The organism is Gudongella oleilytica (assembly GCF_004101785.1).
In the GTDB taxonomy this organism is placed as follows: domain Bacteria; phylum Bacillota; class Clostridia; order Tissierellales; family Tissierellaceae; genus Gudongella; species Gudongella oleilytica.
Genome location: NZ_CP035130.1, coordinates 1,583,885 through 1,608,764 on the forward strand (window position 1 = coordinate 1,583,885; position 24,880 = coordinate 1,608,764).

General features: G+C 42.9%; 22 protein-coding genes, 1 riboswitch and 1 other annotated feature. Of the genes, 6 read left to right on the plus strand and 16 right to left on the minus strand.

Annotation, left to right across the window (positions count from 1 at the left end; translation table 11 throughout):
• Positions 1-11 precede the first annotated feature (11 nt).
• The 6 genes from EC328_RS07585 to EC328_RS07610 all read right to left on the minus strand — a co-directional run bounded on the left by EC328_RS07585 (position 12) and on the right by EC328_RS07610 (position 10,160).
• Entirely contained in the window at positions 12-1,187 is a 1,176-nt protein-coding gene (locus tag EC328_RS07585) for a 4Fe-4S binding protein (protein WP_128426214.1), read from the minus strand.
• Complete coding sequence (locus EC328_RS07590; protein ID WP_128426215.1) at positions 1,184-2,758, minus strand: FMN-binding protein; 1,575 nt, start codon at positions 2,756-2,758, stop codon at positions 1,184-1,186. Before EC328_RS07590 ends, EC328_RS07585 begins: the two co-directional genes overlap by 4 nt.
• Positions 2,759-2,766: 8 nt before the next feature.
• The gene (locus EC328_RS07595; RefSeq protein WP_128426216.1) at positions 2,767-3,585 is read right to left on the minus strand and encodes a molybdopterin-dependent oxidoreductase; all 819 of its coding nucleotides are present in this window, start codon (positions 3,583-3,585) and stop codon (positions 2,767-2,769) included.
• Positions 3,586-3,619: 34 nt separating this feature from the next.
• Positions 3,620-7,555 carry an S-layer homology domain-containing protein gene (locus EC328_RS07600; RefSeq protein WP_128426217.1) on the minus strand — a complete coding sequence of 1,312 codons (3,936 nt, stop codon included), beginning with the start codon at positions 7,553-7,555 and terminating at the stop codon, positions 3,620-3,622.
• Positions 7,556-7,619: 64 nt separating this feature from the next.
• On the minus strand, positions 7,620-8,765 hold the full coding sequence (locus tag EC328_RS07605; protein ID WP_164906063.1) for an S-layer homology domain-containing protein: 1,146 nt from the start codon (positions 8,763-8,765) through the stop codon (positions 7,620-7,622).
• A gap of 79 nt (positions 8,766-8,844) precedes the next feature.
• Positions 8,845-8,959, minus strand: a riboswitch (molybdenum cofactor riboswitch).
• A 379-nt stretch (positions 8,960-9,338) separates the two neighbouring features.
• Positions 9,339-10,160, minus strand: coding sequence for an MBL fold metallo-hydrolase (locus EC328_RS07610; RefSeq protein ID WP_128426219.1), 822 nt, complete (start codon positions 10,158-10,160; stop codon positions 9,339-9,341).
• A 124-nt stretch (positions 10,161-10,284) separates the two neighbouring features.
• Between EC328_RS07610 and EC328_RS07615 the strand changes: the two genes are divergently transcribed.
• Together EC328_RS07615 and EC328_RS07620 are read left to right on the plus strand one after the other, a co-directional pair.
• Positions 10,285-11,073 (plus strand): HpcH/HpaI aldolase family protein, encoded by a 789-nt coding sequence (locus tag EC328_RS07615; RefSeq protein WP_164906064.1) that lies wholly within the window; start codon positions 10,285-10,287, stop codon positions 11,071-11,073.
• Positions 11,074-11,087: 14 nt separating this feature from the next.
• Positions 11,088-12,257, plus strand: coding sequence for an aminotransferase-like domain-containing protein (locus EC328_RS07620; RefSeq protein WP_164906065.1), 1,170 nt, complete (start codon positions 11,088-11,090; stop codon positions 12,255-12,257).
• Here the strand turns inward: EC328_RS07620 and EC328_RS07625 are convergent.
• The 10 genes from EC328_RS07625 to cobU all read right to left on the minus strand — a co-directional run bounded on the left by EC328_RS07625 (position 12,247) and on the right by cobU (position 20,249).
• On the minus strand, positions 12,247-12,924 hold the full coding sequence (locus EC328_RS07625; RefSeq protein WP_128426222.1) for a methionine ABC transporter permease: 678 nt from the start codon (positions 12,922-12,924) through the stop codon (positions 12,247-12,249). The two genes, EC328_RS07620 and EC328_RS07625, sit on opposite strands and share 11 nt — an antisense overlap.
• Position 12,925: 1 nt before the next feature.
• Positions 12,926-13,891, minus strand: a complete 966-nt coding sequence (locus EC328_RS07630; RefSeq protein WP_164906066.1) for an L-lactate dehydrogenase — start codon at positions 13,889-13,891, stop codon at positions 12,926-12,928.
• Positions 13,892-13,903: 12 nt separating this feature from the next.
• Complete coding sequence (locus tag EC328_RS07635) at positions 13,904-14,743, minus strand: MetQ/NlpA family ABC transporter substrate-binding protein (protein WP_128426224.1); 840 nt, start codon at positions 14,741-14,743, stop codon at positions 13,904-13,906.
• A complete protein-coding gene (locus EC328_RS07640; RefSeq protein ID WP_128426225.1) occupies positions 14,744-15,784 on the minus strand; it encodes a methionine ABC transporter ATP-binding protein in 1,041 nt (346 codons plus the stop codon). It abuts the gene before it with no gap.
• A gap of 54 nt (positions 15,785-15,838) precedes the next feature.
• Positions 15,839-16,095, minus strand: a binding site (T-box leader).
• 115 nt (positions 16,096-16,210) lie between these two features.
• Positions 16,211-16,585 (minus strand): metallopeptidase family protein, encoded by a 375-nt coding sequence (locus EC328_RS07645; RefSeq protein ID WP_128426226.1) that lies wholly within the window; start codon positions 16,583-16,585, stop codon positions 16,211-16,213.
• 50 nt (positions 16,586-16,635) lie between these two features.
• Entirely contained in the window at positions 16,636-17,568 is a 933-nt protein-coding gene (gene fba / locus EC328_RS07650; RefSeq protein ID WP_128426227.1) for a class II fructose-1,6-bisphosphate aldolase, read from the minus strand.
• Positions 17,569-17,638: 70 nt separating this feature from the next.
• Positions 17,639-18,391, minus strand: coding sequence for a sugar phosphate isomerase/epimerase family protein (locus tag EC328_RS07655; RefSeq protein WP_128426228.1), 753 nt, complete (start codon positions 18,389-18,391; stop codon positions 17,639-17,641).
• A gap of 30 nt (positions 18,392-18,421) precedes the next feature.
• The gene (locus EC328_RS07660) at positions 18,422-18,988 is read right to left on the minus strand and encodes a histidine phosphatase family protein (protein ID WP_128426229.1); all 567 of its coding nucleotides are present in this window, start codon (positions 18,986-18,988) and stop codon (positions 18,422-18,424) included.
• Complete coding sequence (gene cobS, locus EC328_RS07665; protein WP_164906067.1) at positions 18,979-19,716, minus strand: adenosylcobinamide-GDP ribazoletransferase; 738 nt, start codon at positions 19,714-19,716, stop codon at positions 18,979-18,981. Before cobS ends, EC328_RS07660 begins: the two co-directional genes overlap by 10 nt.
• Positions 19,713-20,249 (minus strand): bifunctional adenosylcobinamide kinase/adenosylcobinamide-phosphate guanylyltransferase, encoded by a 537-nt coding sequence (cobU, locus tag EC328_RS07670; RefSeq protein ID WP_128426231.1) that lies wholly within the window; start codon positions 20,247-20,249, stop codon positions 19,713-19,715. Before cobU ends, cobS begins: the two co-directional genes overlap by 4 nt.
• A 163-nt stretch (positions 20,250-20,412) precedes the next feature.
• Here cobU and EC328_RS07675 point away from each other — a divergent pair, with 163 nt between their 5' ends.
• The 4 genes from EC328_RS07675 (at position 20,413) to EC328_RS07690 (ending at position 24,873) form a co-directional block, all read left to right on the plus strand.
• Complete coding sequence (locus EC328_RS07675) at positions 20,413-21,492, plus strand: pyridoxal-phosphate-dependent aminotransferase family protein (protein WP_128426232.1); 1,080 nt, start codon at positions 20,413-20,415, stop codon at positions 21,490-21,492.
• Positions 21,493-21,500: 8 nt separating this feature from the next.
• Positions 21,501-22,409, plus strand: coding sequence for a D-2-hydroxyacid dehydrogenase (locus EC328_RS07680; protein ID WP_128426233.1), 909 nt, complete (start codon positions 21,501-21,503; stop codon positions 22,407-22,409).
• 12 nt (positions 22,410-22,421) lie between these two features.
• Positions 22,422-23,672 (plus strand): DUF1015 domain-containing protein, encoded by a 1,251-nt coding sequence (locus tag EC328_RS07685; protein ID WP_128426234.1) that lies wholly within the window; start codon positions 22,422-22,424, stop codon positions 23,670-23,672.
• Between the two features lie 94 nt (positions 23,673-23,766).
• Positions 23,767-24,873, plus strand: a complete 1,107-nt coding sequence (locus EC328_RS07690) for a coiled-coil domain-containing protein (RefSeq protein WP_128426235.1) — start codon at positions 23,767-23,769, stop codon at positions 24,871-24,873.
• The last annotated feature ends 7 nt before the right edge of the window (positions 24,874-24,880 follow it).

Here is a 24,880-nt window from a genome sequence, read left to right on the forward strand (position 1 = left end):
AAATTCTCCCCTTAATCAAGAGCTGATGCCTGGCTTATTCCGCTTCTTACTGCACCCAGGAATCCCCTGGTGGTTGCAGTCGCTCCGCTTAAGGCATCGATGCTTATGCTCTGAGTAGCCACGATCTCTGATCCAACAAATCTGAATACTTCTTCGTAGTAGCCTTCTGTTTCTCTATGGCTAACTATACTTATATTGCTGACTCTTCCTCCCTCGACATATATCTCAGCCATCAACGGCCCGCCAAAGCCGGTGCCAAGGCCTATATAGCTTCCATCCCTGAGCTCTCCTACTGGTAGCCTGGATGTGGTATTTTGAGTTGCCCCAATAACAGGTAATACTATATAGGAGAAGACAAGAATTGTCATGGAAATAATCACGATTCTTATTCCCTTGACAGGTCGGTTGAAAAGTCTTATAGAATAGCCCTTATTTCCCTTAATGCAATTTGATTCTACACATCGCATACAGCCAATGCATTCAGGACTTGCTGAACCATAATCGAAGGACTCAATTCCTACCGGGCAGTCCCTAAGACAATATGAACAGCTGCTGCAATTCTCTGAATCTTTTATACTTGTAAATCCTACAGCAGAAAGCAGAGCCTGGTAAGCTCCAAGTGGACACAGAAATCTGCAAAATGGTCTCTTGATCTTAAGGGATATAACCAAAAATAAAATCAACAATATTAAGCCTGTATGAAACTTCAAACCAGCAAATATATTGAGATATCCAAGCCATGGAGACATCGGGGTCAGCAGATTTCCAAGTCCAAATATCCCAAGGATCACGACTGACAAAAATACAACATATTTTGTCTTTTCAAGGTCTTTAGTCAGCTTGGAAGACTTGATGCTCTTCAGTCCTAATTTTCTGCCAATAAGGTTTGATATATCCTGAAGCATTCCTATTGGACAAACATATCCGCAAAAAACTCTGCCGGATACTATGGCTGCTAAGGTTATCCCTATTGTAAGAGCCATCCCTCTTGTTATTCCTCTCCATCTGTATGATACATCTGTTAAGCCTGCCTTCAGATGGCTAAAGCCTGCATATGGATTCAGATCAGCGATCGAAAAAGATCTTATCTCAGTGATCCCATTTAAGTATAGATAGTACATTATGCAGTTGACAGCTACAATGGCTGCAGCAATAAGCTGCAGCCTTATTCTAATATCTCGCCTCATTTTATCTCGATCCTCAAAAGGTCATTTGTGAGTATCTTTTCACCATTATGAAGTGATACCTCATCTCCATTATCTATTATACTGCATTGAAGCATCGTTGCGTAGTCCAGCGGAAATATGCTCCCATCTGATGCTATGGCTGAAAATGACGCTCCTTCCTCCCATCTCATGCCTGCTGTCAATAGAACATCCTCCAGAAGCATCCCTTCCTCATCTCCTGCAAACTTAGTCCTGACAACATCTATCATTTTCTCCGGGAAAACTACGGCATCTTTTGTCGTTGAGAAATGGGTCATATGCTTTACGTTCATGCCCAGTTTAAATCCAGGAGCAATATTCATTGGTGCATTCTCTCCCTCGATTTTTATAAAGTACCGTTGGATCACCAGGGATATAGTCTCGTTTTTTTCCAAACCATCGTTGGCAGCCATAGTGAAGAAGCCCTTCTTATCGATCTCGTCAAACTTTGACAGTATTTTCCCTACTTCTATGGATTTGTCCTTACTGCCATAATATTCATAGTAATAGGGCTCTATACCTCTTGTTAGAGCATCGAACATATGGACCTTGGTAATATTCTTTGGTGATATCTTTTCGTAAAGGTCAATGTTCGACACCATTTTTACCCAATAAGGTCCCAGCTCGTTGGGGATCGCAACCCTAACAGGCTTTTCTTCATCCTTTACATGCTTTCCGTCTACCTCCCAAGCCAAGATAACTTCATTCACATCTAATTTTTCTTTACCCACTAAGGTATAGTATCCATCTCTGCCTGTTATGCCTATCCCTTCAAAGCTGGACAGATCTATTCCTTCAGCATCAAGCAATGCTTTAAGAGTGGGGCCTTTCACCTTCATATTGGTATGTGTCCCAGTGGTATTTATAAGAACTACTTCTCTTTCTACCTGTTCATATGTTTTTATCTCATCGGTATCGATCCTTATTGAGCTTTCACCCCAATTGATAGCAAAGCTGTTTACATCCTTCTGCCACATCTCCTGAGGAACAACATCTTCTACGGAAGCCATTTCGACGCCATTATTAAGGTACTGATATGCACCAATGGCTGCGTTTACTGCGTTTACTACAGCCTGAGAGCTGACAGTTGCTCCGGTTACCTGGACAATATCCTCAGGGGATTCCTTATCCAAAGCCACAAGGTTCAGGTATTTATCTGCCCCAAGCTCCCTAAATCTCTCAAGGAACCATTCCTTCTCAATATGCTCAGCGTAATCAGGTGATTCAGTGTGCTCAATGACCTCAATTCCACTTAGAGCTTGTCCATCAAATGCAGCAAGGATCTCTACCGGCCCGTTATATCCAACGCAGCTTGAAACAATAGCCTTGATTTCACCGTCAACCTCATAGCCTCTCCTAACTGCAGGCATATTCAATGCTATGAATCCTTCATCAGAAAGATCTCTTATCAGCCTTACCTTTTTTGCTTCCGGGTAGTAGCTCCTTACCTTCGACTCCTCTTCAGAAACAGTATCTGTAAAATAAAGCATAGTAGCTGCAATAATCAATGTTACGACGAGAAAAATAATGTATTGTTTCTTACCTTTAGTCATTTTATAACCTACTCTACAATTATTTTTTCTATATTAGAAACCCATTGAGGCTTATTAATGTCTCCGGGCTCCTTCTGTCCTACCACCAGCTTGAAAGGCGCACCCTCTGATGGATCATAAGCTTCTCCATTCTCCTCCCAGGCTATAATTATTGGAAGCTTAACATCCTGATTCGTTTCATCAATATAATCCATTCTCTTTATTTGGGATATATCAAAATCCATACTGTAGCCGTCAGAAGCGATGACCTTCACTCTCGATGAGGATGAATCTACTATTTCCATTGCTTCCAATAACGTCCACAATTTAACTCCCTTAAAATCAGTATGGCCTGTGCTTCCAAAGCTGTTTAGCCAATAAAAGCTCCCCGAAAAATGCAGCTCTGATCTGTCTTTCATATCATCAAGGCTCATGTAGAAAGTTTCTCCATTAGTCTTGATAAGCTGGATTGAAGGTCCACTTGGCTTTTCAGGTTCAGCTGATTGTGATTCAACTGGTAACTCTGTTATCTGGACAGGTGCTTCCTGTGGAACTGGTTGATCTCCCAATGATGTTGATTGTTCCTCAGGTGCTTTTGATCCCTCTGAAGCTGGCTCCTCTTCCTCAATCTCGTCAACTTCTGGCTCTGCCAAGGGTTCCTCCAATGGTGCCCCGGTGATTATCTCTACTGGTTCCTCAGCTATGTCCGGGTCCTCTGCAGTCTCCTCAAATACCTGCTGTTCAGCCGGTACTTCAGCATCAGTGCTGTCCTTCTTGCTGCAGCCTGAGGCTACGACAGAGAGCAGCAAGAAGGCTACAACTACCAATATTATATTTTTTTTAGTCATTTTACTTCCTCCTTGGGGATGTCAGCTCTCAAATCTATTGGTGTCCCAATAATCTCATGAGCATTACTGCTGTCTGTGCTCTGGTAGCACTCTGAGCCCCACTGAAGCTGCCATCTGGGAAGCCATCGATTATCCCTGCTCTGACTGCAGCTGCAGCTGGTGCCTTAGCCCATTCTGGGACTGTGTCCTTAAATTCTGAAAGAGCATCGTTTATTTGCGACTCTGAAAGCTCTGTATCCACGACCCTGCCCAGGATAGCTGCAATCTCTGTTCTGGTTATTCTCCCAGAGGGTTTAAAGCTTCCATCTGAATAACCATTTACCAGACCATTTTCGACTGCCGCTGTTATGGATTTACCATACCATGACCCTATAGTTACATCCTTAAAGGAAGAGACTTTTGTCTCAGTATCCAGACCAAGGACCCTTGAAAGCAATACCACAAACTCTGCTCTGGTTATGCTGTCATTTGGCCTGAATCCTCTGGAATCTCCTTTAACGTATGACATTTCTGCCATTCTGGAAATTGAAGCCTCAGCCCAATGACCTTCGGTGTCAGCAAACTGCATCAGTTCCTTATAGACCGCTGCACCTCCGTTTGTTCCGATCATAAGACCATCCTCCGAAAAGTCCAGGAAGTAAACATTGTTCCACTGCTTAGTTGGGAATGGCTTACCATAAAGATACGCTTCTGCTTTTTCAAATTTTATATCAATCCTCGCAACTCCGCCTGCTGTTGTTGCTATATAAATTACACCAGCTTCATCAGAGCTTGCCTTGACAAGTCTTATGTCATTGTCTTCTCCTATTCCCGGATAAAGCTCTGATGCTTTGTAGGTCTTCTTCTCATTGCCAATTATATAATCAACCTCTCCCTGACCAAAGCCTGGAGCGTTCCCTGAACGAACTATCCAGACTCCTCCATCAGGGTCAACTGATATGCTCCTCACCCAATTATGGTTAAAATTGTCTGGGTCAAAGCCCTGATAAGTCGTCAGCTTGCCACTTGGATCAAGATATTGGTACCCTCCAAAATACTTAGGCTCAGCCTCTGTACCCTTAGTGTCCGGATAATATCCTATCCATACTCCTCCTTTACCATCAGGCTCAACTGCATCCACTGAGTATGGCAATAAACCTTCAGCTTGAGTATAAATACTCCACTCCCCGGATTTATCGATGTGAACCAGACCGTTTTGAGTGCCTATATATATCCCACCATCTCCATCAAGCTCAAGCTCCTGTACAAAGCAAGCCGGAAGATTTGAATTCTCTTTATTTATACTCCTCCAGCCGTTTGGATCCTTGACAAGTATTCCTCTTGGATCGTTAGGCCCTCCCAGAGTAAGCCATAGTTCTCCATTTTCCCTCTGAACTATCGCATACACCGTATCTATCTTTAGTGTACCTGCATTTATGGTCTCTATTTCCGTAATGTGGGACCATTTCCCATCGATTGACCTTACTGAAAGCCCGCCGCCATTAGTTCCTATCCAAAGGTTCCCTTCATTATCATACTCCATAGCTCTTACACTGGCTTCTGACATTTCAAATCCAGTATCATTTCTATGGATTATCCAATCTACGATCGCCTCCCTATTGGTAACTGGTTCAGGAAGCTCTGGTAAATCAAGCTCTTTGATGTCCTCTGTCTTCGGTTGTTCATAATCCCCAGTGCCTACGACTATACAATCTACCCATTTGACCCACATGGATTTACTTTCTTCTATTATAAGCCTTATAGGTCCATATGCATTATTATTTTCGTATCCAATGGAAGCTTCGTTTGGAACCAGAGGATATCCTTCCACAGCATATGCGAGCATTATTTTTTTTAGTTGTCCAGATGAATTAAGTACTCCATTCATGACCTGATCATTACTGCGTAATATTTGATTGTAGTTTGCGCCACTAAATACTCTGATGGATGGTTGATCTACTCCATCCTTGAGCTGTACAAAATCAGATATCAGTTTCCAAAGCTCTATGCCCTCGAATTCTCTTATGCCATCACCGGTATACACATCTCGCAAAATATAATCCAGCATTGACTCAAGCTGTCTTAGTGTAAAGGTCATTGGCTCCTTTACCTGAGAGCCTGTCACTCTCAAAACAGGTTGATCTAAATACTCTTTATATGCTCCCTGATTGTGGTTCCAGGTCGATGTAGAGTCTACAGATGAAGCAGTCTCCACACCTGTTCCTTGTTGGTTGATCGTACCTGTTCCAATAGCTTCTCCCTCTCCAACTATGATCTCCTTTATATATTGTACCTGATTAGAACCATTGGTATCATTATATCCTGTCTTACCAAATATTATCCTCAATGGCCCGCCGTCATTTCCTAAACCAGGGTTGAATCCTTCATCAGTCGGCCTTGTAACGTATGGATATCCATTGAAACCATAGGCTACGAGTGGTGGCATGCCTGATTTGACCGGCTTAACATTTGAACCGTCGAACTTGCCATCTCCCAAATCTTGGGAGTCCTTCTCGTAATAACCATAAAGCTGGTAGTTCTTTATCTCTCCTATGGTCATTGGTGCAAAATTATAATTATCTGCCGCAACGAATCTAATCTTGGTATCATTGGGAGTCTTAGGATCAAGACCAGCTTTTAGAAGGAGATCCCACAGCTTGACTCCCTTATAGTTGTTATAATACCAGAAATACTCGCTATTTGAGAGACTGTACTCACCTGTATACTTGATATCGTCCATTGCCTCAATTTCCGATACCTTATATCTAATCTCCTTGCCAAGCGCATCTCCATGTATTATTATTTCATAATCAGTGTATTCAGTAGAGTTAAATGGAGCATAGGAATGTTCAAATATATTTTTTGCGTCCTTTTCCTCAACGTAGATATATGCAACATTTGAAAATTCCCTGGCAGAGGCTTTATCCTGCTCATATACCAGCTTGAAGCATCCATTGTCGTTGAATTTATCCTGCTTAAAACCTACGTCCGAGTCGAGGTACACATATGGCACCTCATTTACTCCATAGGCAATAGTGTATTTGTCCGCATCCTCTAAAGGTACTGTAAGTATAGTCTGTCTGGATTTACTCTTGAATGTAATATTTCCTGCATTTGGTCGCAGCTTTACATAGTTCTCCAAAAGGCTCTTGGCATCTACTCCCTCGTAGCTGTTCAGGAATACTCCTTGGTCAGTTTTTTCGTAGTATTCAACTACTGCCTGTTCCTTGGTGTTTTCCTCTATTTGCCTTAAGGAAATGGCTCTGTAGCCTTCTACAGCAGGTCCCTCAATAGTAAAGGTAGCTCCTGAAATGGCATCGATATTATATGGCGCTCCCGGATAGCTGATGTGTTTGTAAGGAGAAGCTGAACCCACATCAGCAAATCTTTCCTCGCCAACTATTATTTTTACAACTTGCTTTCCCCATTTGGATAAATTCATGTCATTTATACCTGCCTGACCAAATACAAGCTTGGGAAAATCCTTATCAAGGTCACTTTCGGTGAGAGCTCTGTCGCTCCAACTGACGGGAGGTGCAAAACTGTCCTTAGGATAGTCTGCAAGTACTGCTGAATATCTGGCTATCATTGCTGGTGCTGATTTTTTGCTCTCCACGGTAAAATCGGGATAAGTGTATGTACCCTTAAGCTCGCTTATCGTCTTCTTGAAGGTAAAACCATCTGAACAGATAAAGGTCATCTCCCAATCTGTTCCTGATATAAGGTTTTCTGTTCCAATAAGCTCGAACAGATCATAGCCCTTCACCTTTGTTATCTTGTGAAAATTCAAGCTATTGTTCCCAGAAAAAACTGCTTCCTTTATAGTATATCGGTCCCAGTCATCAGGACCTATGGATATCTGGTTATTTATACCTGTGCCGGTTATCGTAAGATCCACTGCTTCTGCTCTCGCTATTGGGATACCTGGAAGAAATAGTGTCAGTGAAAGGATAATCGATAACCAAGCTTTGGCCAGCTTCCTATTTTTCATAATTGCACCTCCTGTGCTATGAAAAGAGCGAAGACTTTTGCCCTCGCTCTATCCGTCCTATTCTTTACTCTAAATCCTGCTCGGCGAACAGGGTGTTATATACTATTACAGCTGCTTCAGCTCTGTTGACTACCTTTGTTGGTTGGAATTGGCCCTCTGCAACGCCAGCAAATACTCCCTGAGCTTCTAGCCAAGCTACTTCGTTTGCAGCCCACTCAGGTACTAAGAGCTTGTCTTCGTAATTGGATTTTTCCATCACAAATTTATTCAACTTCTCCTGTGCAACTACCTCTGCCATAACTGCAGCTCTACCAGCAACAGCTGCAATTTCTTGTCTATTTATTACTTTAATCGGCATAAAGGTTCCATCTGGGTAGCCTGTGAATATACCATTATCTACTGCTGTCTGAACATATGGTGCAAACCAATCACTTGCTTTGACATCGCTGAACCCGCCCTTATACTCTACAAGCTCATAGCCAAGAGAAACTACCGCTATCTTGCAGAACTCTGCTCTTGTGAAGCTACCTGCAGGGTCAAACAAATCGTTGCCCTTTCCATTTACTATTCCCTTTTGTGCCAAGCCTTCAATAGCAGATTTTGCGAAGGCGAATTCATCCGTTAAATCTGTAAATACAACTGCCGCAGGCTCTTCAGCTACAGGATCCTCGACAACAGGTTCTTCAACAATCGGCTCTATTGCTTCTCCTACTGTAATTTCAGCCACTAGCTTAAATACTGTTCCAAATTCACCTGATTCTTTAACCTTTCTATATACGACTATTTCATCTGTTTCAGGATTCTCGTCATTGTCTATAGCTAAACCATTTACTTCATATGCTATTACATACTTTAGACTTTCTGCCATAATATCTGTAAGCATTTGAGGGTCGATCGGATAACCATCTGAAGCAACCATAGCAACCTCAGCCTCTTCTACTTTAAGCCCCGCAAGCTCTCTAAGTACATATGCAAGACTTACGCCTTTAACTGTAACAGTCTTTTCACCTGTTTTGCTGTTATATATGTATTCCTCGTCGATTTGTGCTTCCTCTGGCATTGCCTTAAGCTCATCCAAAGTCAGTGAAAGCTCTTTTTCTACCCCTGCACCATTAATAACTACAACTGCTTCGCCTTCTGCAAATACAACCTGTGAGAAAAGCATAGCAATAACTAATAATAAAGCAGATACCTTTTTAAACTTTGTCATAATCCATCCACCTTTCATGTTTTGTTTGTACTCCGCAGGAAAGGAATGACTGCAAAAACAAAAAGCAGCATTCCCAATGGAAATACTGCATAACTCTCCTTTCCATCAGGAGGCCCCGCCGTTTCCAGCTGAACCCTATCGGTTTATAAACCATAAATAATCGAAGGTCAATAAACTCGGAGATTTATTTATTCAACAATATTTTAACATAATGTGTAATCTATGTAAAGCGATACGACAATAGTGTACTTTGTTCCCTCAAAAAAGGGAGTCCCCCTGCTTCTGGAAGAACCGTCCGCAAGGGGATGTATTGAGAGGTATTAGATGTTAGCTGTTTAATATTTACATCTATATTATACTATTGTTTTTAAGAAATGTAAGTACCATTTTTGCATGATTTTCAGATATTAGAACATTTTTTCAAAACCAATTTCGGATTTTCACCCCCGATTGGAAATTGCCTTCCATGAAATGAGATGTTTGCTGAATCTCATATGAGCACCTAAATAATCACAGGCGTACCAGGACTTAAGTCCTTTTAAGCGATAAAACCCTGTTCCATACAAGTTTTAATCATAACTCCAGTACTGTACCCGCAGAAACGTAATCGATTTTGTGACCCAGTTTCCCCTTAAGCCATTTGAACTGGTCATAGCCTGTGCAATGTGCTGTGTAGAGTATGGCGCCTGATTTATCCAGCTCATCGGCTACCTTGGTGAGAAATTCCAAATCGCTCTGATCATCCAGCTTCAAATCGTATAGATGGAATCCTCCTATCACATGAGTTATGGGGAGGTCAGAGTTTTCTGCAGCTTGTCTTAAAATATTTGCGATGCCTCTATGTGAGCATCCGGTAAATAGTACCCTCTTTTTCCCATCTTTAATGATCAGATTCTGTTCATGGTGGAAGTCATCGACCTGCCATTCCTCTCCCTTCTTCATAAGAAGGTGCGAATTTCCCTCAGGCACGAGATAGTCCCCATTGATCCTTGAAAACAATATCAAATCATCATCAAAGAAAATATCCTCGTCTACCAGTGTAATCCTGTCCTGGTTCTCTAATGATGGCTCAACACCAGCATCCTCAATATCTCCATCCTTATCGGAAGCATGGGGTATAAATGCCTCACGTTGCATGTATATCCTCGCTTTATCGTTTTTCTCAAGAAATGACGCTATACCCCCGGCATGATCATAATGCCCGTGGGAAATTATAACAATATCCACATCTGCAAGATCTACGTCGAGTTTCTCTGCATTGGAAAGAAACTTATCAGTTTCTCCGGTGTCGAAAAGGAGCTTCCTTGTATCGGTTTCAATATATAGGCTCAATCCATGCTCTGTCAAATACTCATCAGATTTTCCCCTGTTCTCCATAAGTGCTTTTATGATCATTATGACTCCTCCTAAATATGGGTTTCATTATGTGCATATATACCCTTTAATACTGTACTATAGCAATTGGTTGACTTTTATGCAAAAAAAAGGTACATTGTTTGATAAGAAAGGTGGGGATCAAATGAAAAACAACTTAAAGGAAAAGCTTGTCTCAGGCGGTAAAGCCATCGGCACCTTTTTTGAGGTAGGAGGAGAGACAGCTGTTGAAGGGCTTGGGTACACAGGCCTCGATTACATAATCATAGATACGGAACATGGCCCCTTTGAGGTAGAGAGCACAATGGGCCTTATAAGGGCCGCTGAGCTCAAGGAGCTTGTACCCCTTGTCAGAATCAAGGACGTATCAAGACCTTCAGTTCTCAAGAATCTTGATATTGGTGCCATAGGACTGGTCGTACCGTGTGTGGAAACAGTCGAAGAAGCCAAATCTCTCGTTGAGTGGGCTAAATACTACCCGGTTGGTAAAAGAGGATTTTTCACAGCGAGAAAAGCAGGGTTTGGTTACGAGGATTTTTCAAGAAACGTTATGGAATATTTCAAAACCTGCAACAGAGAGACTTTGCTGATACCGCAATGTGAAACAAAGAGATGTCTGGATAACATCGAGGCTATAGCTGCTCTTGAAGGAGTAGACGGTATATTTATTGGTCCATATGACCTGTCGGTGGGTCTTGGTATACCTGCCCAATTCAATGAACCGGTTTTCAAGGAAGCTATTGCAAGGATATTAAAGGCATGCAAGGATAGCAACAAATTAAGCTTTATATTCACAGCTGATCCTGCAATGGCTATAGGTTATCTTGAGCAAGGCTTTGACAGTGTTACCATATCTACGGATATTGCATTTTATATTGCAGGGATCAAGTCTATGGTAGATGGAATAAAGAATCAGGAGGGATGGAAATGGTGAAGTTAGCGAATAGAATGACAAAATTTTCGGGTGACGATTTAGCTGATATTCTGAGATATTCTCTCGACCCTTCAGTTATTTCCTTTAGTATGGGAAGTCCAGCAAGAGAGCTTTATCCGGTTGACGCTATCAGGGAGATAGTCGACGAGGTACTTGCCAATGACTCACAAAGATCATTGTCATATGGCTCGACAGATGGGTGGCAGCCTCTCAAAAAAGCTTATTTGGAGCATGTTGCCAAACCTAAGGGTGTTATTGCTTCAGAAGATGAAGTAGTCGTTACTACCGGATCTACTCAAGGGGTTGACCTTTTGACGCAAATCCTCATTGATCCAGGTGATTGTATTCTTGTAGAGTCACCAACTTATTTAAATACTATCTCGGTTTTCAAGAAATATGAAGCTAAGCTTGTTTCAGTCAAAATGGACGACGAAGGTATAATTATTTCTGACCTTGAGGAAAAAATCAAGCTGCACAAACCAAAAATGCTATATACCATACCAACCTTCCAGAACCCATCCGGGAAAACCCTTTTGGTTGAAAGAAGAAAGATGATTGCGGACCTTGCCTCCGAATACGACATGATCGTACTTGAGGATGATCCATATTGTGATCTAAGGTACAGGGGGAATTCAGTCCCACCTATCAAGACCTTCGATAAAACAGGTCATGTAGTTCTTGCAAATAGCTTTTCCAAGACTATTGCACCCGGATTAAGGGTCGGAACGATGGTTGGAAGCAAGGAGATCATCGACGCCATAATTCTTGCCAAGGGCATAACTGATACAAACACGCCGATACTTGCACAGGCGATATGCTCCGGTTTCCTTGACAGAGGCCTTCTACCAGCTCATCTTGAAAGCATGGTCCCATTATATCTTGAAAGATTGGATGCAATGCTTGAAGGTATTAGAAAGTATTTCCCCGCTGAAATCAAGTACACTGTTCCCGAGGGCGGCCTATTTGTCTGGGTCGACCTTCCTGATACTGTCAACACCAGGACTCTTTTGAAAAAGGCAGCTGAGGAATATAAGGTGTCCTATGTTCCCGGTTCAGCATTTTGTGTTGATGAGGAAGATGGGATACATTCCATCAGACTCAATTTTTCAGCCAACAATGCCGAAAAAATAGATGAGGGGCTTAAACGCCTTGGCGAGCTCCTGACCAAGGAACTCAATGGCTGATTTTTGATATTATCCAGTTGCTTAAGCTCTGAAGAAAGCTTACAAGTAATATCAGGACAATTACCGTTGCCAGGGTCACGTCAGTCTGGTTTCTCTGATGACCGTATCTGATTGCAAAGTCGCCTAAGCCTCCTCCGCCAACTGCTCCTGCCATGGCAGTAAGTCCTATCAGACTTATTGCAGTTATGGTTACTGCTCGGATGAGTCCGGGAAGACTTTCCTTCAGGTACACACGTCTAATGATTTCGATTGGACTGTTCCCCATTGACAAGGCTGCCTCGATAAGACCTTTATCAAGCTCTGCGAGGGCAGTTTCAACCTGTCTTGCAAAGAACGGGACTGTCCCAAATATCAAAGGTACTATCGCACCCTTTGTGCCTATGGCAGTACCGGCGATCATCCTTGTCAAGGGTATCAGAAGCGCCAGCAGGATTATGAATGGTATGGTTCTGAATATGTTTACTGTTTTATCTAAAACCGAGGAAAGGACGGCATTTTCAAGAATGCCTCCTTTTTTAGTTACTGTAAGGGTGATCCCTATAAATAGTCCTAAGACAAGTGATATTACACCTGAGAACCCTGTCATGAATAGAGTCTGCACGAAGCTATCATAAAACTCAGGAAGCTTTTCCGCGAGATTTGGAAATAAGGTTTGAAATAGCTGCATATCAATTGCCTCCCTTAATCAACTCACTTACCAGGTCAATGTGTTTTTTTATTAGTTCACAGGAGTGTTGGAACTCCTTCAGTTCCTTTTCGCTGAGTTTCATCTGGACTATCTCCTCTACTCCCCTCTTTCCAATGACTGCAGGTACACTGGCGTGTACTCCGGATACCCCATACTCTCCCTCCAATAAAGGAGATACAGGAAGTATCCTCTTCTCGTCATGCAGGATAGCTCTCACAATATCAGTTGCAGCATTGCTTATGCCAAATTCAGTCGATCCCTTTCCAGTCAATACACTATAACCGGCAAATCTCGTTTCCTCAAGAATGGCCTCGGTGTCAAAAGCCCCCAGTGAGTCAATCCTTTCCTTAAAAAACTCATTTATTGGCTTATTCCCGATCGACACCTGAGACCAGGGAATCATCTGGGAACCTCCGTGCTCGCCCATTGAAAACGCATATATCGATTTAACATCTATTCCGGTATCTCTTGAAAGGATCCTTTTTAATCTTGCACTATCCAGCGACGTGCCGGTACTGAAAACCCTGTTCTTTGGAAAACCTGAGGCTTTTCTCACATAGTCAGCTATTACATCCGCCGGATTTGATATGCATAAAAAGATCCCATCAAAGCCTGCTCTTACAATTGAAGGAATCGTATCTCCAAAGGCCTGCAGAGTTTCACCAAGAGTATCAAGTCTGTCCTGGTCCGGTCTTGGAAGTGGACCTGCTGCAACTATTACAATATCGCTGTCCTTAAAGTCATCGACACTTCCAGCCCATACCCTAACTCTATGTGGAAGGAATGGAAGAGCATCTCTTAAATCCAATGCTTCCCCCTCAGCCTTTTCCTTCTTAATGTCTACGAATACTATTTCATCTGCTTCCCCCTGCAAAGCCAGTGAAAACCCGCAATGCGAGCCTACATTCCCGGCTCCGAGTATGCCTATCCTTCTCAACTTGCCCATCATTATCTCCTCCTAATTCTCAAACCAGGCCGGTACGTATAAACCGTCATAAGTCTCATTGATAACATCTGCAACGTTTGGTTGGTTGTATGCATCCACTACCTTCAAGTATACCTCATTCTCAGCGTCTTCCGCTCTTGCAGCGATAATATTTATATATGGATTGTCGCTTTCAATGGAGTCGATGCTTTGTGAGTAAATTGCGTCCTCTGCAGGCTTCAATCCATGATCGTGGGCATGGTTCCCATTTATAACCGCAGCTGATACATCCGGCAGAAGCGATGGAAGATTTGAGGCCTCCACTTCGATTATTTCAAGCTGCAACGGATTCCTTGTGATATCTCCAACTGATGGATTATATCCTGCTTGAGGATCAACCTCTATAAGACCTGCACTTTCAAGCACCTTCAGGGCTCTTCCCCCATTTGTGACGTCATTGGGAATAGCTATTTTATCTCCTTCCTTGATTTGATCTATGGATTCCAGCTTTAATGAATAGACATTTAATGGTGCTATTATGGTATTCCCAATCGGAACCAGATCAAGTCCTTTTGCCTCTACTTCATTATACAGGAACGCATAATGCTGAAATGCATTCAGATCGATTTCTCCATCAGCCAGTGCCTGGTTTGGAAGCGTATAATCCGCAAACTTAATAAGCTCTATCTGAATTCCGTCATCTTCGAGGTTTTCCTGGATCGGTACCCACATTTCAGCCATTTCTCCTACTAGGCCAACCTTAACTATTGTCTTGCCTTCCTCAGAGGTTACCTCTGAGGCATTTCCTGTACATCCAGCCGCTGCTATTGCCAATAGAAACGTTAAAAGTAGTAGTGATCCTTTTCTTTTCATTTAATTTCTCTCCTTTTGATTTATAATTTCTATTTTAAGACCCTTGGTCCTGAAATATTCCATTCCATTATTTACCGAATCATCGGCTCCGCTGAATAAGACTATCAGCTCACCAACAGGTGTTTTCGCTATAATATCGAAGCTTCCATAAAGCACTGAAATGTCTATGTTGTATTTCCTTGAAGCCTGCGATAGTATTGCATCCTTTGCAGTCTCACCAAAATACTGAACCTTTGCAAGTACACCCTTTCTATTGTTTAGGAATCCCTCGTCGTCTGTCAGCAGGCCCTCCAGCCGTGGTAGATTAGAGGTGGTTTCCAGAAAATCCCTTGTTATCCTGGCCTTTGGGTTTGAAAATATCCCTACTACATCATTCTCTTCAACTATGCGGCCATCCTCCATAACTGATACCTTATCGCATATCTCTTTTATTACCTCCATCTCATGAGTTATAAGTATTATCGTTAACCCAAGTTTTTCCTTTAGCTCCCTTAATAGCCTAAGTATCGACTTTGTAGTCTTTGGATCCAGCGCAGAGGTTGCTTCATCACAGAGCAGCATATCAGGATCATTGGCCAAGGCTCTTGCAATAGCCACTCTCTGCTTTTGTCCACCGCTAAGCTGCGAAGGATAGGCATTTTCTTTATCCATAAGACCAACCAACTCCAGGAGACTCATTATCTTTTCTCTTTTTTGTTTATTGCTTAGATCTGAACCCTTTAAGGGATACTCAATATTTTTATAAACAGTTCTTGATGGCATAAGGTTGAAATGCTGGAATATCATTCCAATCCTCTTTCTCCTTTCCCTTAGTTCCTTTTCAGGCAATAGAGTAAGATCCTCTCCCTTAAAAAGGATCTGTCCCTCTGTCGGCTTTTCAAGAAGGTTGATACATCTGATCAGTGTACTTTTCCCTGCTCCTGAATAACCGATTATTCCTCTGATCTCACCCTCTTCAACATTTAGGTCGACATTTCTCAAGGCCAGAACATCACCCGACCCTCCCTGGAATGTTTTGCTGACATCCTTTAGCTGGATCATTTTGCTTCCCCCTCTTCAAAACAATAAAAAAAGCTCTCGTCACTTTGCAAAATGCAAAGGGACGAAAGCATCGTGGTACCACCCTAATTCACCTGTTTCTCGCGAAACAAGCCTTGTAAAGTACGCAGGAAAAATCCTTTAATACTCCGGCACTGTAACGTGTGCATCACGTGCCTGCCTAAATACCACAGGGTGTTTCGACAAGCATGCTCAGGGACCATATTCGGCTTGCTATCCTCTGCCCTCTTTCACCAAATGAGAGCTCTCTGTGAGAGTGTTCACACGCTTACTCTTCCCGTCTAAGCTGTTTTTCAACTTAAATAAGACTATAACATCGTAATTTTTGATTGTCAACACTCTTCTTTTAGTGTCTTTTGATTAAACAAGTATGAAAACGATTATCTCAAGGTCTTCAAATGCGAAAAATTATTTTTCAAGATACCTTTTTATTGACTCCTGATCCTTCAGTATCAGCCCTCTCTCGCCTGCAAGGGTCTCAAGATGGTGAGTAAACTCATGTAACAGGGTTTCCTCAAGCTTCTCCTTGATTTTTTGGCGTTCCATCCCTTCCATGGTCCTTTTGAATGAACCGTAGTAGATCCTTATATGGCTCCCGGTGATGCTTTTTCTATACTCACCGAGTATATAGAGAGGCCTTCCCTCCCTACTCCTGGGATGGTACCTGTGCTGAGGGAGCAGTACTACTCCTTCGTTCAGCTTCTTGAAAAATTCTGCAGGAATACTCTCTGAAATCTCCTCCAGCATTTGCTGTACCTGGTCTATATCCGGAAAGATCTCCATGGCTTACCCTCCTTAAAAAGGAGGAGGGTTATCCCTCCTCCTGCACCTTCCTATAGACTTGATCCACTGGATCCCAGTACGTTCTTTATCTTATGCTTTACCATACCCTTGATCGCTGTTCTTGCAGGTCCAAGATACTTCCTCGGATCAAACTCCGAAGGATTCTCTGCAAGAAATTGTCTTATTGCTGCTGTCATTGCAAGTCTGAGATCTGTGTCGATATTTATCTTTGCAACCCTCATGCTGGCAGCTCTTCTTAGCATTTCCTCAGGGACTCCCTGGGCTCCTGGTATATTCCCGCCGTATTTGTTGCACAGTGCTACAAATTCAGGAAGCACTGTCGATGCTCCATGAAGGACAAGCGGAGTGTTTGGAAGTTTATTCCCAATGATTTCAAGCCTCTCAAAATCAAGCTTTGGTTCTCCCTTGAATTTATATGCGCCGTGGCTTGTTCCTATAGCTATTGCAAGTGAATCGATGCCTGTTCTTTCGACAAACTCAACAGCCTGGTCAGGGTCTGTATAAGTAGCATCCTCTTTACTTACGCTTATGGCATCCTCAACACCTGCAAGCCTTCCCAGTTCAGCCTCCACGACTACGCCCCTTGCATGGGCATAATCTACAACCTCACGTGTAAGTCTCACATTCTCCTCGAATGGATGATGAGAAGCGTCTATCATGACTGAGGTAAATCCGTCATCTATACATTTTTTTACTATATCAAAATCCTCACCATGATCCAAGTGGAGTACTATATCGAGACCGCTATCTTCAACGGCAGCTTCAACTAATTTTTTAAGGTAAACAGAGTTGGCGTATTTCCTCGCACCTGCAGATACCTGCAAAATAAGAGCTGAATTCTCCTCCTTCGCTGCCTCGATTATCCCCTGGATGATCTCCATGTTGTTAACGTTGAAGGCACCGATCGCATACCCTCCTGCCTGAGCTTTTCTGAACATTTCAGTTGACGTTACTAAAGCCATATATATTCCTCCTTTGACTTAATTGCTATCCTAATCTGTCTTATACCCTGTTAAGCCTTGGTTTAAGAAACTATTTGACATACCTTCTTATTTCCGACCCCATATCCTTTACGGTATACTCAAGTGCCAGTACCGGATATATGCCGTTCCTCGATAAAGAAGCCATAAGCTCATCTATATCCTCATCCGTAGGTGCTTGATGCACATCAAATTTGCCATCATTCCCGTGGACATGTATGTATGATATCCATTCAGCAAGAGTGCTTATCCATTCGTCTAAGCTTGACTTTCCCAGTCTGAGGTGACCAATGTCAAGGTTGACCCTTATTCTTTCATCGCTTATTTCCTCAAGGAGCTCTGCAAGCATTTCAGGCGTCTCCTCAAAAATATTTTCAAGCAGAATTGTTCCTTTATACTTTGTAAGCCTCAGAGCTTCATGCCAGTACTCGGCAGCCTGCTTCGCATTAAGTTTTCTAAGCCTTGGAAGATTCAAATAAGGATTGATCTGACTATGGAATATGACATAGTCGACATTCAGAAATGAAGCTATATCCAATGTCTCAGAATACCTCATCCTGCTGGCTTCCCTTATGAGCAGGTCCGGACTTGAAGGCTTAAGATCCAGAAATGGACCATGTATAGCCTTAGGTCCTTTAAGCATTGACAGATCTCTGCTATAGACAGATATGAGTCTCTTTTTCTCTTCAACGGCGAGGTTTGGCTCGACGAAATCCTGAAGCTCAATCCCGTAGTTTAGTCTGTTTGCTTCCTCAATATTTAAGCTTTCATGAGTGCTGATACAGTTTAAGATCCTGTAGCCCATTCTCTCTCTCCTCGTATAATTTGTTTAGAGCTATCTATGGTTCATCTGCCTTATATACTTATATCCATCTACGACAGATATCACTGTGATGCTGCCATTCTCAGCCCTGAATCTGAAAAATGTCTCAGGATCGTCGATGACCCAGGAACACGCAAGTCTGATTATTCCTTCATGGGTAACCGATAAAATGTTCTCAGTGGTTTTAGAAAATCCATCCAGAAAATCCTTGACCCTTTCATAGGTCTTGTATATGCTCTCTCCTCCCGGAATAGTGTATTTAAAGGGATCTTTGTTCCATTGAGCTGTTTCAATGGGGTATTTACTACTGTATTCCTCATAGGTATGCCCCGTGAATATCCCCCAATTCATCTCCCTTATCCTATCGTCCAGCATACCTTCAAGTCCGAGTACCTCCATCGTTTGGACAGTTCTCTTGAGCGGGCTGCAGTAAACGGTATCAAAGGTGTAGTCCTTTAGCATTACTCTGGTTTGTTTGATTTGCTCTATACCTCTTGGTGTTAGCTCTGTAAAGTCTCTGCTCATTCTTTTATCCAGATTGTCCTCTGACTGTCCGTGTCTTATAAATATTAGATCCATAGGTTCACTCCCCCAAAAATTGCTAATGCTACGAGCTCTGAGAGCTCGATGCCTGCTCCATAAACGTCTCCGGTCAGACCATTTATCTTTTTCATAGACCACCTGCCGACCAATTGGCCTGAAATGACTGCTGCTGTCAAAGCAATCATACCCAGAAGTCCCAAGAATCCAATCAAAATAATAAATAATAGAGACGTTACTAATATACTCTTATCTGGTTGGGAACCCTTGAACAGCGAACCCAGACCCTCCTTGCGTGCAGGTGGAAACCTCCATATCATCCATGCAGCTGAAAGCCTGCCCCCTGCCATTGCTACAGGTATTCCGATCCATCCATCAATACCCAATACGCTCAGAAAAACAAACTTCAAAAGAATAACCAAAATAAGTCCCAAAGCGCCAAAGGTTCCAAGTCTGCTGTCCTTCATAATCTCCATTGTCCTCTCTTTTCCCCGTCCGGACAGGAATCCATCCAGGGTATCTGAGAGTCCATCAAGGTGCAGGCCTCCAGATAAGATGACCATAGCGAGGATACACACTCCGGCAGCGACTTGATCATCATACACCACAAGGATCCTGAACAAAAGTCCGGATATCAAGCCAATAATCATTCCAATCAAGGGAAAAGCTGAGATTGCTATCCTTAGGTTTTTGTTATTGTATTCTATCACTTTTTTTACTGGGATCCTGGTTAAAAACTGGACGGCTAAAAGTATTCCTTCTGTCACTTTATCCTCACTGGTATGCCTGCACATACCAAATAAACCTCATCAGCCCTCATTGCAAGCCTTTGGTTTATCCTCCCCTGGATATCTCTGAATACCCTGGAAATATGATGCTCTGGCACTAATGACATGCCAACCTCATTTGTAACCATTACAAGGTCAAGATCTCTCTCGATGATCATTTCCAGAAGCTCGTCTATAACGGCTGCAACGCGTTCCTCCACCTGCCTTGAGAGCGCATCGTCTATGTATTCTGATTCTCCGGTCAAATCAAACATAATATTTGAAGTCAGAATAGTGATGCAATCCAGGAGATAGTGTTTTTCATCACCCATGGCTCCGTGCAGGCTGTCGGTTCCCTCATAAGTTCTCCAGTCAGATGGTCTTGACGACCTATGGTGCTTTATTCTATCCTCCATCTCCTGATCATCAGCTTTTGCAGTTGCAATATAAACAACATCCCTAACTCCATTGTACAGGCTTTCGGCAAAGGTACTCTTGCCGCTTCTGGCTCCTCCAATAACAAGTTTTATCATATAAACACATCCTTAAGGCTATTGGTTGAATTATTGTCAATCATAATATTATCACAGAAAGATGACCTGGAAAAGACAAGCATCTATATTTTAAGCTTTTTAGGGATACACAGGCCTTTTTTTGGGTAAAATAGTGTTAAGTCTATTTATAGGAGGTTTTAATATGCACAAGAAGCTTTTTATCCCGGGACCGGTTGATGTTCGGGAAGATGTACTTCAAAAGATGGCAACACCCCAAATTGGGCACAGAACTAAGGACGCATCCAAGCTTCAAAGAGACATTTCCGAAAAAATGCAGAAGGTTTTCCGCACAGAAAACCAGATAGTATTGTCAACTACATCAGGCAGCGGTCTTATGGAAGGTGCGATAAGATCCTTCACAAGGAAAAGAGCAGCTGTATTCTCCGTAGGAGCATTTGGAGACAGATGGTATAAGATGGCAAAAACCAACAATGTTCCGGCTGACATATTCAAATCAGAGCCAGGTTACCCTACAACACCCGAGATGGTCGACGAGGCGCTGGCTACCGGCAAATACGATGTAATAACTGTTACGCACAACGAGACCTCCGCCGGTATAATGAACCCGGTCGATGAGATCGGCAAGCTCCTTAAGGAGAAGTATCCGGACGTATTATTCCTTGTTGATACTGTAAGCTCCATGGCCGGAGTTCTTATAGATACTGATGCATGGGGAATAGATGTCTGTATAACCTCCACACAGAAAGCACTGGGCCTTCCAGCCGGGATGAGCATATGCTCTGTTTCCGAAAGAGCTATTGAGGCTGGCAGACAGGTTGAATTCAGGGGCTTGTATCTGGATATAGTAGATCTTTATGACACCATCAAGAAAAAGGATTATCAATATCCGTCCACTCCATCCCTGTCACATATGTTTGCAATGGACTACCAGCTGGACAGGATACTTGAAGAAGGTCTTGAGAATCGCTATTCAAGGCACCATGAAATGGCAGAGCTTGTAAGAGACTGGGCAAGGAAGCATTTTGCGCTGTTTGTCAAGGACGAGAAATATCTGTCACAGACTCTTACTACCATAACGAACACAAAGGGAATAAGCGTCAGTGATCTAAATAAGAAGCTGGGAGAAAGAGGCTTTATGATCTCCAATGGCTATGGCGATTTGAAGGATGTTACCTTCAGGATCGCACATATGGCTGACTACTCTGTTGAAGTTGTCAGGGAGCTTTTAGATAATATAAACGATATACTTGGATTGGAGTGATAAGAAATATGCTAAGGATACTTGCAACTGATGGAATAGACAAGTCCGCACGGGATGAGCTTGAATCAATGGGTCATGAAGTCACAGAGCAGTATTTTGAACCTGAGGAGCTTAAAAAAGCTCTCGCTGATTATGATGTTGTAGTTGTAAGATCTGCCACAAAGGTCAAAGCTCCTATCATAGATGCAGCAGCTGATGCTGGGAGGCTCAAGATGATCATCCGAGCTGGAGTGGGAGTTGACAATATCGATGTCGACTACGCCGAGGCTAAGGGCATAAAGGTAAGAAACACCCCTAATTCCAGCAGTGCATCAGTGGCAGAGCTTGCCCTGGCACATATGTTCTCTCTCGCAAGATTTGTTGGCATATCCAATGTTACTATGAGAGAGGGAAAATGGAATAAAAAGAATTATACGGGGGTCGAGCTTTCAGGAAAAACACTTGGACTTGTAGGCTTTGGCAGGATCTCTATTGAATTAGCCAAGAAAGCAACCGCATTAGGTATGAAGGTGCTGTATACAAACAGGCGGGGTCCCAGGGAGGATTTCCCTGAATACGGTTACTCAACACTTGAGGAGCTGCTTAGGCTTTCAGATTTCGTATCGATCCATACTCCTTCACTTGAGGGAGGTAAAGCCTTGATCGGCATGAATGAGCTTAAGTTGATGAAAAATACAGCTTACATCATAAATTGTGCCAGAGGCGGTATTGTTGACGAGGAGGCTCTGCTACAGGCCTTGGAGTCCGGGGATCTTGCAGGTGCCGGGATAGATGTCTTTGTCGAGGAGCCAACTAAAAATCTGGCTTTAATAAATCATCCAAGGGTGTCTTCAACACCTCATATCGGAGGCTCAACAGCAGAGGCACAGGAAAGGATAGGCGGGGAGATAGTAGAGATAATAAAGACCAGTTTCTAAGGAGGTATGTAAATGGCTGTATTGAAACCCTTTAAGGCATACAGGCCGGCTCCTGAGCTGGCCAGCAAGGTAGCTGCTCTGCCATATGACGTGATGAACAGCGATGAGGCTAGACAAATGGTTGCAGGAAACCCCTACTCCTTTCTCCATGTCGACAAGGCTGAGATCGATCTTGATCCTTCAGTGGACATCCATGATGTACAGGTTTATGAAAAAGCCAGAGATAACCTTTATGGCATGATCAATGATAAGATATTCATTAATGATCAGCAGGACAGCCTGTATATCTACAAGCAGATCATGAATGGCAGGACTCAGGTAGGGTTGGTTGGAACTACATCAATTGACGATTATCTAAACAATATAATCAAAAAGCATGAATTCACAAGGGCTGACAAGGAGCTGGACAGAATAAATCATGTAGATTATACAAATGCTAATACCGGTCCGATTTTTTTGACCTATAGAAAGCGGGAAGATATATCCCAACTGATCAATAGCTGGATGGAAAATAAGGACCCAATTTATGACTTTGTTTCCGATGATGGGATCACTCACACAGTGTGGCATATAGACGACAGAGGTATTGTGGATGAGCTTGTGGCAAAATTCAGCGGAGTTGACTACCTCTATATAGCTGATGGTCATCACAGGGCAGCATCTGCCGTCAAGGTGGGACTAAAAAGGAGGGAGCAGTTTCCCGATTATGATGGTACTGAGGAATTCAATTACTTCCTGGCAGTCCTGTTTCCGGATGAGGATCTCTATATAATGGACTATAATAGAGTTGTAAGGGATCTTAATGAGTACTCTACGGCTGAATTCATCGAGCTTTTGAAGCAAAGCTTCGAGGTAAAGGAGTTTGAAGGAGAGGGTCAGTTCAAGCCTGCAGAAAAACATACCTTTGGCATGTATCTTGACGACAAATGGTATATACTCAAGGCCAAGGATGGAACCTTCGACGAAGCTTCACCTGTCGACAGACTGGATGTTTCCATACTTCAAAAAAATGTCCTTACTCCCCTTTTGGGTATACAGGACCCACGAGTGGACGACAGAATAGATTTTGTAGGCGGGATCAGAGGTTTGGCTGAGCTTGAGGACAGGGTCGATGAAGGCGGTATGAGAGTGGCATTTTCCATGTACCCGACGAGCATATCAGATCTTATGGCAATAGCTGATGCGGGGGAGGTCATGCCTCCTAAATCAACCTGGTTTGAGCCAAAGCTTAGAAGCGGACTTTTCATACACACACTTGAGTAAAGTTTATGCCCGGGTCTTCCCGGGCATTTCTATACCTTGCAATATTGACACCGGCACCATTCAAAGGGTATAAACATACTATGAGGTGATGCAAATGAAGCAATATAGTTTGCTTTTATATTTTATAGTAGGTGTGCTCATTCTTTCACTATCATTCACGGGCTTTGCATCCACTCTCTCCCTGACCTCTGATGCTAAAGACGACCTTAGAAGACTTCAGGGTGAGGAGAAGGAAATTCTCGATGCCTTGTTCTTGATGTCCCAGGAGGTAAATGAGCTTCTGCGACAGGAGCTTAGGCTCGAGGAAGAGATCCAGAATCTGGATGCCGCCATACAAAGCCTTGATGAGAACATAAGGATCAAGCAAGAGGATTATGATAATGGATTGTCCGTTATGGAAGTTATCCTCAAAAATTACCAGAAAAGAGGACCAGTTTCTTACCTTCAACTGATATTAAGCTCAGACAGTGTTGCAACACTGATAGACAGGATAAATGGAATCAGAGATATCTCGAGAGGTACGGGGAGGCTTTTGGACAGACTGCAAGGTGAGAAGGAAGCCCTTGAGTCAGAAAAAATAAAGCTTGATGAGTCCCTTGTGCAGCTAAACAACAAACGAAGTGAGCTTCAGAGATCAATTCAGGCTAAGGAAAAAGCCTCTTTAGAGCTCGAGAATAGACTCTCAGCTCTTCAGGATGAAAGGGAGAAATACGAGGATTGGCTCGCCCAGCTTGAGAGCTCACTTGTTGACATTAAGCCAGTTTTTTCTGATACTATTGCTCAATTGTCCAAGGATATTGAGTCAGGGAACCTGTCACAGGATCTTGTTGCCATTAAGCTTGGGCTTGACGGTGTCAGTGGAATGATTTCTGATGAGTCACTAAATCGGGACCTCTCATTGAAGAATTACCCTGCAAAAGTCCGGATACTTTTTGCAAAGGATGAAATGATTCTTGAAATGCCTGAGCTTCAACTTATAATGAAGGGTCGCTTAGAGCAGCTTGACGATAGAACGCTGGGGTATTCTCTGAACGTTGGAGAATTCATGGGTCTGACTTTGGAAAGGTCTGCTATGGAGGAGTTATTTTCAGCTGGCCTGTTTGAGCTGAGATTTGAGACTCTACTGGGAAATAATACAATAAGATCGATCCGTGTAGAGGACGGGTACCTTTATATGAATATTGACATGTCGTTGTTTTAGGGGGAAG